The following is a 13,082-nucleotide window of genomic DNA, read 5'->3' as shown; positions in this document are numbered from 1 at the left end:
GAGAAGTTCCAGCACTTTGGCAAAGCTGTAGAACCCGCCATACAGACTGCCACCGAAGAACAGGTTCATGACCCTGTCCTGCGCGGGCTCAAGTCCAGCGGCCAGCAAGCCATCGGCGGCGGCGCGCATCTGGTTGTGGAAGTCGCGATAACTGAACCCGGACAGCGCCGGCGTGCCGCTACTGCCACCGGAGCGGAAATACAGCTGCGCCCGGGCGTTGACGGGCTGACCGACGAAGGCTTCCTTGCTCATGATCGGCAATGCCACTGGCGCGACAGGCGAAGGCTGACGGTCGAGCGTGGCGTGATTCGCCAACTGACTCGGCAACAGGCTGACCGACACGCGCCGGCTCAGCCGTTGCAAGGCATAGACGCCGTCGTGGGGTTCACCGTCGTATCCATCGTGGATTGCCGCCAGCGGCGCAATGCGGGTGACGCCAGCGCCGATAAGCGTCTGCGCCAATGGTGCGATCTGTGCATCGCGACACAGCAATGCGCAACTTTGCAGCACGTTGCGCCACGGCAGCAGTGCCTCGGTGAGCAGGGCGTTAGGCAGAGGTTGAAGCAGCAGGCTGCGAAAAAGCGGTGATGGTTGCAACGGGTGATCGTGGTTCCAGATGACGCGCCAGCCCGGTGCGCTCCAGATCTGACCGATCTGCCCGGCAAAACTCTGCCCCAGCTGTGCCATCGCCGTTAGCGTGGTGATTTGCGAAGCTTCCTGCAGTGTCGGCGTGAGCGCTGGCCATTGCCCGGCGCGACGGCTGAAGGCGTCGGCGAGGGCAGAACCGATGTTGCGCAGGACACTGGCGTCGTCACTGTCCACCAGCAGCCACTGCGGGCTGGAACAGGCCTGCTGATCGAGCCGACAGACTTCGTCCACCACAGCATCCAGAGCCTGCGGCGAGGCACTGTCCGGGGTCAGATAAATGAAGCTGATGCGATGGCCCCAATCGATCCAGCGGCAACCGGGCGCGAGTTGCTGACGTATGGCTTTGAGCGCGGTCTCTCCGCCCCAGGCGGCGACACCGTTGGCCGGTCTGCACAGCTCAGCGATCTGCGCGGTCGATGCTGGCAGTACGGCGACATGGCCCTTGAGTTGTCCGCTCGGGTCACACTCGACAAACACGCCGAGCAAGCGTGCGGTGAAGCCGCCATCGCTGCTGCTGGGGCGCAGCCAGTTGACGTTGCCGCACAACAGGCTTTCGACGACCGCGCAGAACGCCAGCAACGGTGCGTTGGCCGGAGGAACTACCAGTCCCAGCGGACTCCAGCGCTCAAAGCGCGAATGGCGATAATCGGTGCGGCGCAGTGAATCGGCTTGCAGGCCAAGTTCGCGTTCGAGCTTGGCCTGCAACGCTTGTGGCTGGCAGAAATCGATCAGTGCCTGGCGCTGGTCGGCGTCCAGTGGCAACGCCAGGTGCGGATCACGCAAACGCTCGATGAAGGCTTGTGTGGCGCTGAACAGCGTCGAGATTTCGAGTGGCGTCTGCAATCGCCGGGGCAGATCCTGCAGCAGTTCTTGCACGGCGCTGGTCAGGTTGCAGTTGTCGCGCAATTGTCCGTTGATCAAAAACATTTCAGTTGCCTCCCAACAGTTCGGCGGCGGCCATGGCGCAGCTGCGGCCGGCATCGGTGCCGGCGCGGCCATGCAGTTCGAACCAGTCGCAGTCCAGCCCGCATCCGCAGCTTGCGCCTGGGTGCAGGGTGGCGAGGTCGCTCATGACAATCGCATGGGCGGGGCTTGAGGAAATGTAAGGCGAGACCATGCTCAGCAAACCGGCCTGGCCGTAGGGCTGCACGGCAAAATCGACAGGGTTGCGTATAAAGACCTTCGCGTAGACCGGCACATGAAAGCGGTGGTGTGCGCATTCGATGTAGGGCACGGCGTGTTCCACCGCACCGTAACCGTCACGACAGTCTTGTGTGGCAATGCCCAGTTGCTGTTCGACCCGGCCGTACAGCTGTTGTCTGGGGATTTCTTCGGCAGCGCGGGTTTTCCAGCCACCGCCGAAAAACACCAGCGAACCGCGGGGCAATTGCAGATCCGCCACACCGGTGGCACGCATCTGCTGCAACGCCTGCCAGAGAAACGCCGGGAAACCGAAAATGCGCACGGGCAAGCCTTCTTCGGCAAATGCCTGCAAGGCTGTGATGACCCCGAACGGATCGAACTGATGGCCGTCACCGGTACGACGCAGGGCGTAAACCACCCGATTGACCGGTGCAAAACGGCAGAGGAACTGATCGGTGAAGGATGTTCCCAGGTTCAGGTTCTGCTCCGGCTCGTAGCTCAGCAGCAGATAGTTGCAGGGCGTGGCCGGGGTGATCCAGCCGTACTGCGCAAAAATCCGCTCGACCATGTACTGCGCCGCGTCGAGGCTGCGTTCGTCATAACGCATGCGACTTTTCTGGCCGCTGGTGCCGGATGAGGTCAGCTCCAGGGCCGCCGCGCCGGTGGGGCTGAGCAGCAGGTGCTGTTTGAAGAAACTGGCGAAAATTGGCGGCAGTTTCGACCAGTCGTTCAGTGTGTCGAGGTCATCCATGTCCAGACCGTTGGCGTTCAGCCATTGTGCGTAGCCCGGCGTGTGCAGGGCATGGAAGCGCGTCATTTCGCTCATGGCCTGATCAAACAGGCCGGCAGGCACGGAATCCGGGCAATAGGCATGCGGCAACGCGCAGAGAGCGTCGCTGTAGGGGAAAAAATTCATTTAGAGTCCTTTTTATGAATGATGCAGGCGAGCTAGCGCTGCCGCAGAAGTCGATACACCAGAGGCAGGCTCAGCAGGCCGCCAAAGGCTGCACACAAAGCGAATGATCGAAGATCGTCGGCACCGCCGAAGGTGGCGGCGAGCGTGCCCCCGACACCCATCACCGCGATCGACAACATGCCGACCATCGCCGAAACCAGGCCCTTGCTGTCGTCGCTGCTGAACAGTGCAAGGCGATACAAGGCCGCGTTGCTCATGCCCAGGCCCAATGCACAAAACGCCAGGCCCACGACAAGTGGCAGCAACGAAGCGCCGCTCAGGGCGCTGATGATCAGAATCGCCAGACCGAGGCTGAACGGCCACAGCGCCAGACCCGTCACCCGTGGCAACGAGTAGACCGACAGCAATCGATCCAGCAGCAGATTGCCGACGATGACCGCGCTGAACACCGGTATCTGCCACAGCCCGTATTCCCGGGCGGACAGGCCCAGCGACTGCATCAGCAGCAGTGGCGCAACGCCGATCCAGGCAATCAGCGGCAGGCTCATCAGGCCCAGTGCCACGCTTGCGGCGACGAACCGGCGGTTGCGCAGCAGCGTCATATACCGACGCCCGATCTGTCGTACGGAAAACGCTGCGGGGGCGGGTCGCTGTCCATCGCGCTGCAACACGCCGATGGTTTCCGGCATGCAGGCATACAGCCCCAGCCACGTAATTGTCGCCAACAAGCCCAGGCCGAGAAACAGTTGCCGCCAGCTGAGCCATTCCAGCAACAGGCTGCCGAGCAATGGCCCCAACAATGGCGACAGCAACGCGACGTTGCCGAGCAGGGCCATCAGGCGCACCGCATCGGCTTCGCAGAAAACTTCCTGAAGCGCTGGATAGCTGACCGCGACCACGAACCCCAGGCCCATGCCTTGTATCAGGCGCAAGACGTTGAACGCCTCAATGCTCCCGGAGATGGCGGCAGCGCTGCACGCCACGCCAAACAGCGCGCAGCCGAGCAGTAACAGGCGGCGTCTGCCGAAACGGTCGGAGAGGGGACCGATCAGCCATGGCAGGCACACGCCACCGAGCAGGTAGAGATTGAAAGCGTGCGGCACGTGGCGGACATCGGCCTGCAGCGCGTGGGTAACGCTCAACATGGCCGGCATGATCATGTCGCTGGCCATGTAGGTGATCAGTTCGAACAGGGTGATGGCGAGGCAAAAGCCCATCGCCTGCATCGGCTTGACCGTTATTAATGTGCGCATAAACATCCTTGAATCAGCGGGCGAAAATAAGTCGGCGCAGACTAGGCGGGGCAGGTCAACGGCGCTAATGCTTTGCTGTCACCCGAGATTTCAAGGACTTACAGAATGTTTAATGGATCCAAACGGTCTTTCACAAGCCTGTTTTGCGCCGATGGCGCAGAAATGAAAATGCCCGCCAAATGGCGGGCATTACTTGCTGCAAAAGGTTTTCAGTGTCCCTGACGGCATCTCTTCCAGCATGCCGCCAGGTCGAACGATCCTGTTCTATCGATGGTAATAACCAGGGCCTTCCTGATAGCGATGGTGATCGTCATGCCAGCCGCCGTGGGGGAAGATGAAGCAGCCACTCAGGGTCAACGCGGCGAGTACTGGAATCAGCCAGGTGATTCGACGGAACATTTCAAAAATCCTCATGGTTGGGCCGTCTTGAAGCCAAAACTCTTCATCGGCTGTAACATGAGACCCCGGCCGCGGCGGCTCATCCCGGCAATACGGTATGAGCATGGCATGCAAACGGATACAAACCGGATACATTCAGAGACTCAGGAACTCGCAATGACCAACAAGCAACGTTTGAAATACTCGATTCTGATCGCCGTGAGCGTACTGGCAATCATGCTCGGGCTGTCCTGGCTACAAAACGCCGGCAAGCTCAGCGAGCAAATGTTCCAGTACATCGCCATCGGTGTGGCGGTGGTCGTGGTGGTGATCAACGGTGTGATGCGTCGCAAGGTCAAACCCTGACGGCCATTGCCGGGCACATCAATCGTGAATGAGCGCGGCGGCAGCCTGCGGATGCAGGCTGTAGCTCTTGTCCGCATTGAACGTGATCACACCTTCGGCGCACAGGCGTTTCAGCACTTCGCGCACGCTGAGAAAGGACAGCGGAATATCCAGGTCCAGCAGTTGGCTGTGCACGCCACGCACACCCAGGCGTCGATCGCTCTGTTCGGCAACCAGCAGCGCGTCGATGACCTTGAGCCGGATCAGGCTGGTGCGCAGCCCGAAACTCTTGAGCAGCAGGCGAATGCGTTCATTGCCATGACGCTCGGGGCGTTGTCCGAAATCGCTCGCGTGCGAACCCATGGATGCTCCTTGTGGCGCCTGGCTACCTTCCGTTGGTAGATGCGAGTTATACATGTGGTTACTCCTTTTCAGAGCCTGATCAGGACGGGTGGGGTGCTCTCTCTAAACAAGACGTATCAGCTCGACAAATCATGAAAGAAAAAATGTAGAAAATTTGTCGCAGATTCGTTGTTTCCCTGTCATTGCCCTGTCTGGCTGCTGACGAAGTTAAATTCTCTTCACGCACATTCGTTTCCTGAACAGCCGCATTGCGCCCAGGCGCCTGCGCGAGTTTCAGGCTGGCTCTGACGGTCCGCGCTTTTTTGCGGCAGGCCGGGGCCGGTCGTTGTCCTATCGATCAGGAGCGAGCGTGATTATTTCCAGGCAGTTAACCGGTTTGGCCCTCGCCGGTACGTTATTCGGGCTCAGTCTGTCGGCACATGCACTCAGTCCCGTGGCGCACAACGGCACCGACATTCGTCGCACTTCTTTTGGTGTGCCGCACATCCGCGCTGAAAACGAGCGTGGCCTGGGCTTTGGCATTGGTTACGCCTACGCGCAAGACAATCTGTGTCTGCTGGCCAACGAGATCGTCACGGTCAACGGCCAGCGCTCCCGCTATTTCGGCCCGGAGCAAATGACTGTCGAGCAACGGGAAAACCGCGTCAGTGATGTGTTCTTCACGTGGCTCAACACGCCTGAAGCGGTGAAGGCGTTCTGGGACGCGCAACCGGGCGAGGTGCGTGACCTCGTGCAAGGCTATGCCGCCGGCTACAACCGCTATCTGGCGGAGCGTCGCCAACAAGGCTTGCCGCAGCAATGCCAGGGTGAATGGGTGCGTGATATCGGTGCCGAGGATCTGGTCAAACTGACCCGCCGGTTACTGGTCGAGGGCGGGGTCGGGCAGTTTGCCGAAGCTCTGGCCGGTGCGACGCCGCCGCAGGCTTCAGCGCAGGCGAGCAGCAGCGGGCAGGCTTATCAGCTCGCGGACGCGCGCATGCAGCGCTTTGCGCTGGATCGCGGCAGTAACGCGGTGGCGATTGGTAGCGAACGCTCGTTCAACGGTCGCGGCATGCTGTTGGCCAACCCGCATTTCCCTTGGGTTGGCGGCATGCGTTTCTACCAGATGCACCTGACCATTCCGGGCAAACTCGACGTGATGGGCGCGGCACTGCCGGGCCTGCCGATGATCAATATCGGCTTCAATCAGCACCTGGCATGGACCCACACGGTCGACTCGTCGAAGCATTTCACCCTGTATCGTCTGCAACTCGATCCGAAAGATCCGACCCGTTATCTGCTGGACGGCAAGTCGCTGCCGATGAGCAAGCAGACAGTGAGCGTCCAGGTGCGACAGGCGGACGGGCAGGTCACATCGGTCTCGCGTGACATTTACAGCTCGCAGTTCGGCCCGATCGTGCAATGGCCGGGCAAGCTCGACTGGAACAACCAGTTCGCCTACAGCCTGCGCGACGCCAATCTGGATAACGATCGCGTGCTCAAGCAATGGTATGCGATGAATCAGGCGGCGAGTCTCCAGGAACTGCAGGATTCGGTGCACAAGATCCAGGGCATCCCTTGGGTCAACACCCTGGCGGCGGATGACAAGGGCCAGACGCTGTACATGAACCTGTCGGTGGTGCCGAACGTCAGTGCCGACAAACTGGCCAGGTGCAGCGATCCGCGTATTGGCTTGCAGATGATCGTGCTCGATGGCTCCAACAGTGGTTGCGCCTGGGACATTGATCCGCACGCCGCACAGAAAGGCATCTATGCCGCGAGCCAACTGCCACAATTGCTGCGCAAGGACTTCGTCCAGCACTCCAATGATTCGGCGTGGCTGGCCAACCCGCTGCAACCGCTGACCGGGTTCTCGCCTTTGATCAGTCAGGATGGCCAGCCACTCGGGCTGCGTTCACGCTTCGCGCTTGAGCGCCTGAACAGCCTGAACAAAAAGGGGCCGTTGGCGGTGAAGGACCTGCAGCAGATGGTGATGGACGATAACGTCTATCTCGCGGCGCTGGTGCTGCCTGATCTGCTGAAGTTCTGCTCGGGTGATCCTGATTTGGATGCTGCCGGATCGAAGCCGGTGTGCACCAGCCTGAAGGCCTGGGATGGTCGGGCGAATCTGGAATCGGGCGTGGGCCTGGTACATTTCCAGAACATCATGGGGGCACTGTTGAAGTCGCCGGACGCATGGCGTGTCGCGTTCGACCCACAAGACCCTCAGCACACCCCGCGAGGCCTGGCCATCGAGCAACCGGCGGTGAAAAAGGCATTGAGTGAAGCAATGCGCGCATCGGTTGAAAGCACCGCCAAAATGGGCCTGAAAGCGGACGCGCGCTGGGGGGATATCCAGGTAGTGAGCAGCGGCGGTCAGCAGACCGCAATCCATGGCGGGCCTGCTACGCTGGGCACCTACAACGCGATCCAGAGTGTCCCGCGTGAGGACGGCAAGCTTGAAGTGATCAGTGGCACCAGTTATCTGCAAGTGATCACGTTCGATGACAAGGGGCCACATGCACAGGGATTGCTCGCGTTTTCGCTGTCCAGTGACCCGGCGTCGAAGCATTCCCGGGACCAGACCGAAGCATTCTCGAAGAAACAGTGGAGTGTGCTGCCATTCACCGAGCAGCAGATCGAGGCTGATCCGCAGTATCAGGCGCTGACGATCCATGAGGAGCGGCAAGCGGCCGGGAAGGTGGCGGCGCAATAGGCGCCATTATCGTTGAAGTGAGTGAAAGCCGCGTCCCGAAAGGGGGGCGGCTTTCAGCTTTTTGTGGGGGGCTTGGGCATCGAGTTGATGACCGGATTGCCGTCCTTGTTGCGGGTCAGGTAGACCGGCAGAACCCTGGGCAGGACGCTTACCAGGCTGTCCACTTCCTTGGTGTTGTAGGTGCCACCGACGCGAATGGTGCCGGTCGCACGATCAGCGAGCATCACGGGACGGGACAGATACCGGTTGATCAGTGGCAGCGCTTCTTCGAGTGGCAGATTGTCGAGTACCAGTTTTCCGCTGCGCCACGCCAGTGATTGATCGTTGGCGTCGGTCTGGTTGATCTTTGGCAGGAAGTCGCCGTTGCGGAAACTGGCCTGCATTGACGATCCCAGGCGCACGCCGTCTCCGGGCAATCCGGTGTTGCTCTTCACCAGTACCGAACCCTCCACGAGGGTCACTCGCACCTGATCGTCGTACATCCAGACGTTGAATCGGGTACCGGTGACGCGAATCCGGCCTTCTCCCGCCCGCACGATAAAGGGATGGGTCATGTCATGGCTGACATTGAAAAACGCTTCGCCACGCTTAAGGGTGACGCGGCGCTCATCCTTGTAGTTGCTGAAGGTCAATTCGGTGTTCAGGTTCATTTCCAGCTGACTGCCGTCTGCCAGTGTGACCTGACGTGGATTGCCGTCGGATTCGAATCGCTGGTAGCTGTCAGGGATCCAGCCCAGATTCCAGCCGGTGAAGGCCGCCAGGGGCAGGGCCAGTGCGCAGACCGCCGCGGCAATGGCGTACTGGCGCCAGCGCTGGACGGCTGGGCGCACGTTCACCGGTGGCACAGGCTCGGGCCGTGGCAGATGCTCGGCCACGTCCCAGATCTCCAGCATGGCTTCGTATTCGAATGCATGCAGGGGATGGGCGTCGAACCATTGTTCGAAGGCCAGACGTTCTTCGGGCGTGCAGTCGACGGCATGCAGGCGCATGCACCAATGCGCAGCGGTATCGGTGATGGCGTCGTGTTCGGCTTCCGAGAGGGAGTCTTGGGTCATTGAGTGGTCCTGATTTCCTGCATTCTAACCTCGCACGCAAGGTGCCGAGAACACTCGTCATGGCAATTGCCCATCAAAGTGGAACTTATTTTTCCTGCAGACACCCAAAAAGCAGGAAGTCCTTGAGACCAGTATCCACAAATGGAGTGAAAAAATGATCAAGAAAACCCTCGCGAGTCTTGTTGTCATCACCAGTCTGTTCAGTGCCGGCGCAGCCATGGCCGACCGCCCCGGTGCAGGCTGGATCACCATCGAGAAAGCCATCGAAACAGCGAAAACCAAGGCCGGCTACGTTGAGATCTACGAGATCGAAGCCGATAACGACGGTTACTGGAAAGGCGAAGGGCGCAAGGCAGATGGCGCCGTGTACGAGTTTCGTATCGACGGCACCTCGGGCAATGTGCTGAGGGATCAGAAAGACTGATTCGTCCACTGCATGAACGCCGAAAACGCAGGCCTGGCCTGCGTTTTTTTTTGGCTCAGGGCACAGGGTCCAGTTGCCTGCCCAGCTCGCAGATCAATCGCGCGATGGAGTCGGCATTGCGCAGGATTATATTGATTCGAACATCGGGATTAAGAGGGTCCATGAACGCATCGCGGGCAAGACTCATGTTCGGCGCGTTGGCTATTGCGAGAATTTCCCTGCCGACATGCTCCATGCCCGGCGCGACATCCAGGTCAATCCAGTTGCCTGACGTGGAATTGAATTCGGTAAACAACTCGTGGCGAGGTGTTTGCCTTGACAGCGCGGTGACTTGATAAAGATCCAGCTCTGTGTACAACTTTGTTCCCAGGTGGGTCTGGAGGGAAATAAGGTCGCTGAACGGTTCGCGGGCTCTGAGCGTACGGATGTCCAGCGCCTCGCAAAACTGGTGCGCAAATTCGTGAATCAGCGTCGCGGCCTGGGCATGGGCATCGACATCAAAGGTTTGGCTCATCACAGTCTTGTAATTATCCAGTTGTTGATCGAAAAAGTGCTCGGTGAAATGGACCCGATTGGTGTTGTCGTCGGACAACACGAACGCAATGACGTCATTCTGGTACGAGTTCGACCCGACGATAAAACGGTCGGTATTCAACAGATCATCGCTGGGGTCCACCAATGCATTGCAGAGCGGGATGAGCGCATCGCCGATTTTCCGGATGACGTTGCGGTCCAGTTGCCGCAGGTCGAAAAAACTCCTGATGAAGTTGCCGGAACGCCCATCCGGCATGCTGGGATCCAGCAATGCCAGGTTATGCAGAAAATAAAAGGCGTATTTGCGCGCAATATCGATCGCCTGCACCAGCACATCGGCCTTGTAACGGTAGCGCTGGCGAATCTGGCGCATGCCTTGCGCTTCAATGTTCATCATCAAACGGCTTTGATAGTTGGTGTTGTACTCGTTCACCATTCGCGAGATGGCCTTGCCGTAGTGGACGATGTGGCGTTCGGGATCAATGATCAGACGATTTGCCGCTGTTTTGAGCCGCGGACCGAGCTTGCCGTGACGCGACAGCTGCCACACTTGCGAGGGTTTCTCCACGGCGTAGACCTTGCCGTCGATAGCGGCAAAATGACGGTTGCTGCTCGCCTGAGAGTACGGGCCGCCGCTGCTGCTCTTCGTCAGATCCTTGAGTGCAACGTCGGGCGCTTCAAAGGCTTGCAGTTGCGTTCGAGCGGGGGCGACGGGATCGATCCCGGACCACTTCCTGGTTCGTGAAGCCCCATTACCACCGTCACTGGCGGGGAGAGGTGCGGCGGTTGGTTCCTTCGACAGTTCCGGCAGCAGGCCCATGCTGACCATTTGCGCCGCCCCGTCGATAAATGCCTTGAGCGCGTGTGACCAATGATGGCTTTGCAAGGCTTCGGCAGAGTCTTTGAAGGCCTTGTAGGATTCCCAGAGAAAAGGTGCGCAGGCGAGCTTGCCCGGCAGTTCCTCTGCAACGAATTTGATGCCGCTCGAAAACAGCGTTTTTGCGGCTTCCCAATCGGTGTGCGCGTTGAATATCGACTGGCTGCCCAGGAGCTGCTTGAGCACATCAACCCCGTCGTCGTACAGCGTATGCAAAAAGTTGCCGGTGACAGGCCTGAGCGAAAGCGTTATTTCGCTGGTCTGGCCCGCAGTGGATTCCAGCAGTCCACGAAATATGGCGCGCTCGGCCTCAGGCAAACGTCGAAGCAGCAGGTTTTGTAAAGGGCCGGCAGTATTGAGCGCGCGAATCAGTGCGGGCGGGTTTTCGAACTCCTGGAAAAGTTTGTCGGCATAGGGTGCGTAAAGGGTCAGCGGCCCTGCCGTGCCCGATCCGAATACATACAGACCCAGTGCGCTGATGCCGGCGGCGCCCGCTGTTTTGACCAGTGTCAGCGGGCTGACGAACGCGTTGGCGCCTTCAACCGCAGAGCGCGCCAGTCCATCGGGCATGTCCAGCACTTGCAGGATGTGATCGAAGGCGGAGGTGGACAGTGACTGCTGCAGTTTCAAGGCATGGGCGTGTTGCAGCAGTTGCCAGGGCAGTTGGCGATAGAACCGCTGTCTGCGCTCGGCCGCCTGGTCACCGATGGTCAAGGCTTGAGTGATTTTTGCGGCGTAGCCGGAAGCAATGTTCAGGGACAGCAGCAATTGTGTGACAGCTGTCTGATCCAGCTTGTCCGGCAGCGGCGAATCAGTTGTGGAGTGCACGGAGAACCCGGTGTTCTGACCAACGCTGATGTGATTCAAGGCGAAGTTCACAAGGTCCAGTGGCGGCCCTGCCAATGCCAGATTGGGCACGACTTTGATCTGGTCGGGGGTGAATCCGTGACCGGGAATGCGCAGGTTCAGCAGGTTCCTGAGCGTGGTCCGGACATGGCCGGTGAGCGATTCGATGCCTTCAAGATAATCCTTGTCGTCGGGTACGCTGAGGCGCCACTGCTCCAGCAATTCAACGTGACGTTTTTGCTCCGCGACCGGTGCCATCCCGAACCAGGCAGGCAAGGTTTGCTGTTGACGAATGGCCTGGGCATGTTCGGCGGCCAGATTCAGATTGGTATTGATGACATTCAGGCTCAGCGCTGTCAGGGCCTTCGTCTGGCGAGATTCATCCTTGATCCGCTCGCGTACCTGGGCGAAGTTGCTCAGGTAATGATTGATCGCTGACTGTGCGCTGTGATGCAGCACGTTATTCGTGATCTGGTGCAACGGCCCCAGCGAATATTGCTGATTGGGCTGGAAATCCTCGGGCGCAAGATTTTCCAGCAGAGAAAGGCGCTGCACGTTGTCGAGTAGCCGCCGGTTAATGGCTTGCCGGGCAACGTCGATGTCGTTGAACACTTCAAGGCCCATGGCCGGTGTCCAGAGAATGGCCCGTCCCGAGTAATGAGCATCAAGACCACCGCGCTCGGTGATGAGCATGCATTGGGCCAAGGGGGCCAGACTTGTCTGCCCCGTACTCTGCAGGGTCAACCAAAAGGCATCCGGACGAAAGCCATTGATCGGCACTCGCTGTCGGCGCGTCGGCAGATCCGCGTTGACCACGGCCTCGACGATGGCTCGCTCGGAGTCGTGCAGGGTGCCCTTGTTAACCCGCTGCCTGGCTTCGCCACCGAGCCCGACATACATCGCATGGGCCACGTCGGGCTTCAGGCTCTCAAGATAGGCTCGCTGCTGCTCAGGGGTAGCGTTCGGCTGAGCCATGAGGCGCGATTTCAGCGTCGTCTCGATATCCGTGTATGTCTTGACTGCAGCGGCGGCTTTATCGGCCTGAACCATGGAGGGTTGCTGATTACCGGTCAGAACCGGTTGCGTGCTCCACCGACCGCCCGTGTCCAGACGGGTCATGGCTCGATTGATCATCAGCCGTATATCGATAGTGATGTCGAACAGCGCGTGGATATCGACTGCACCGTCGCTGTGGCGAAACACCTGCAGGGCGTAGTCGATGTTTTGCTGTTGCTTGCCGACGATGTTGTCGAAGAGCGTCCCGAACAGGTCACCGGAAATCACTTCACCGGTCACTTGAGGTGCGTGGAAACCGATGAAGCGCTTGCGCTCCTCCAGGCTCAGCAAGCCGAATAATTCGTCTTCATGGCCGGGTGCCGAGAATTTGCTCAGCAAGGTATTTCGCAGGTCCTGATAGTCCGTGAGAACCTGAGTGCCTTCGGCTGGCGTGTAGAGATAAGCCTGTTGGTGACTGATCATCAACGAACCGGCCAGTTCGACATAATGCGCCGGATACTCCCAGATTCTTACGGTTTCAAAGGTTGGAGGGTAAGAGGAAGAGGGCGCGGGTTTGATGATCTGGTGCAATGTGTTGAATTGCCCGGT

The 13,082-nt window shown here is 59.4% G+C and carries 10 protein-coding genes; 3 read left to right on the top strand and 7 right to left on the bottom strand.

Features of this window, described 5'->3' with window-relative positions; translation table 11 throughout:
• The 4 genes from DBR18_RS05375 to DBR18_RS28770 form a co-directional block, all read right to left on the bottom strand.
• The coding region (locus tag DBR18_RS05375) for an acyl-CoA reductase (RefSeq protein ID WP_256588550.1) at positions 1-1,575 on the bottom strand (1,575 nt) is incomplete at its 3' end.
• A 1-nt stretch (position 1,576) separates the two neighbouring features.
• Entirely contained in the window at positions 1,577-2,707 is a 1,131-nt protein-coding gene (locus DBR18_RS05370) for an acyl-protein synthase (protein WP_108589538.1), read from the bottom strand.
• A gap of 32 nt (positions 2,708-2,739) precedes the next feature.
• Entirely contained in the window at positions 2,740-3,960 is a 1,221-nt protein-coding gene (locus DBR18_RS05365) for an MdfA family multidrug efflux MFS transporter (RefSeq protein ID WP_108589537.1), read from the bottom strand.
• A gap of 264 nt (positions 3,961-4,224) precedes the next feature.
• Complete coding sequence (locus DBR18_RS28770; protein WP_256588549.1) at positions 4,225-4,359, bottom strand: hypothetical protein; 135 nt, start codon at positions 4,357-4,359, stop codon at positions 4,225-4,227.
• 156 nt (positions 4,360-4,515) lie between these two features.
• Here DBR18_RS28770 and DBR18_RS05360 point away from each other — a divergent pair, with 156 nt between their 5' ends.
• The gene (locus tag DBR18_RS05360; protein ID WP_108589536.1) at positions 4,516-4,704 is read left to right on the top strand and encodes a hypothetical protein; all 189 of its coding nucleotides are present in this window, start codon (positions 4,516-4,518) and stop codon (positions 4,702-4,704) included.
• 18 nt (positions 4,705-4,722) lie between these two features.
• On the opposite strand, the gene DBR18_RS05355 is transcribed toward DBR18_RS05360, so the two are convergent.
• On the bottom strand, positions 4,723-5,100 hold the full coding sequence (locus DBR18_RS05355) for a fe2+ zn2+ uptake regulation protein (protein WP_108589535.1): 378 nt from the start codon (positions 5,098-5,100) through the stop codon (positions 4,723-4,725).
• 295 nt (positions 5,101-5,395) lie between these two features.
• On the opposite strand from DBR18_RS05355, the gene DBR18_RS05350 reads away from it, so the two are divergent.
• A complete protein-coding gene (locus DBR18_RS05350) occupies positions 5,396-7,741 on the top strand; it encodes an acylase (RefSeq protein WP_108589534.1) in 2,346 nt (781 codons plus the stop codon).
• A gap of 53 nt (positions 7,742-7,794) precedes the next feature.
• Here the strand turns inward: DBR18_RS05350 and DBR18_RS05345 are convergent, their stop codons facing one another.
• The gene (locus tag DBR18_RS05345) at positions 7,795-8,796 is read right to left on the bottom strand and encodes a FecR family protein (RefSeq protein WP_108589533.1); all 1,002 of its coding nucleotides are present in this window, start codon (positions 8,794-8,796) and stop codon (positions 7,795-7,797) included.
• 154 nt (positions 8,797-8,950) lie between these two features.
• Between DBR18_RS05345 and DBR18_RS05340 the strand changes: the two genes are divergently transcribed.
• Positions 8,951-9,220: a PepSY domain-containing protein gene (locus tag DBR18_RS05340; protein ID WP_108589532.1), complete on the top strand. Its 270-nt coding sequence runs from the start codon at positions 8,951-8,953 to the stop codon at positions 9,218-9,220.
• 55 nt (positions 9,221-9,275) lie between these two features.
• Here the strand turns inward: DBR18_RS05340 and DBR18_RS05335 are convergent, their stop codons facing one another.
• A complete protein-coding gene (locus DBR18_RS05335; protein ID WP_371921070.1) occupies positions 9,276-13,064 on the bottom strand; it encodes a dermonecrotic toxin domain-containing protein in 3,789 nt (1,262 codons plus the stop codon).
• Positions 13,065-13,082: the final 18 nt, after the last annotated feature.

It is taken from the genome of Pseudomonas sp. HMWF021, from assembly GCF_003061005.1.
Lineage (GTDB): Bacteria > Pseudomonadota > Gammaproteobacteria > Pseudomonadales > Pseudomonadaceae > Aquipseudomonas.
Note: the sequence above shows the minus strand (reverse complement) of the source record. Positions and strands in the feature narration are given on the sequence as shown.

Excerpts from the sequence above, each read along its gene's own strand:
- DBR18_RS05370 (WP_108589538.1), bottom strand. The coding sequence starts at position 2,707 with ATGAATTTTTTCCCCTACAGCGACGCTCTCTGCGCGTTGCCGCATGCC.
- DBR18_RS05365 (WP_108589537.1), bottom strand. The coding sequence starts at position 3,960 with ATGCGCACATTAATAACGGTCAAGCCGATGCAGGCGATGGGCTTTTGC.
- DBR18_RS28770 (WP_256588549.1), bottom strand. The coding sequence starts at position 4,359 with ATGTTCCGTCGAATCACCTGGCTGATTCCAGTACTCGCCGCGTTGACC.
- DBR18_RS05360 (WP_108589536.1), top strand. The coding sequence starts at position 4,516 with ATGACCAACAAGCAACGTTTGAAATACTCGATTCTGATCGCCGTGAGC.
- DBR18_RS05355 (WP_108589535.1), bottom strand. The coding sequence starts at position 5,100 with ATGTATAACTCGCATCTACCAACGGAAGGTAGCCAGGCGCCACAAGGA.
- DBR18_RS05345 (WP_108589533.1), bottom strand. The coding sequence starts at position 8,796 with ATGACCCAAGACTCCCTCTCGGAAGCCGAACACGACGCCATCACCGAT.
- DBR18_RS05340 (WP_108589532.1), top strand. The coding sequence starts at position 8,951 with ATGATCAAGAAAACCCTCGCGAGTCTTGTTGTCATCACCAGTCTGTTC.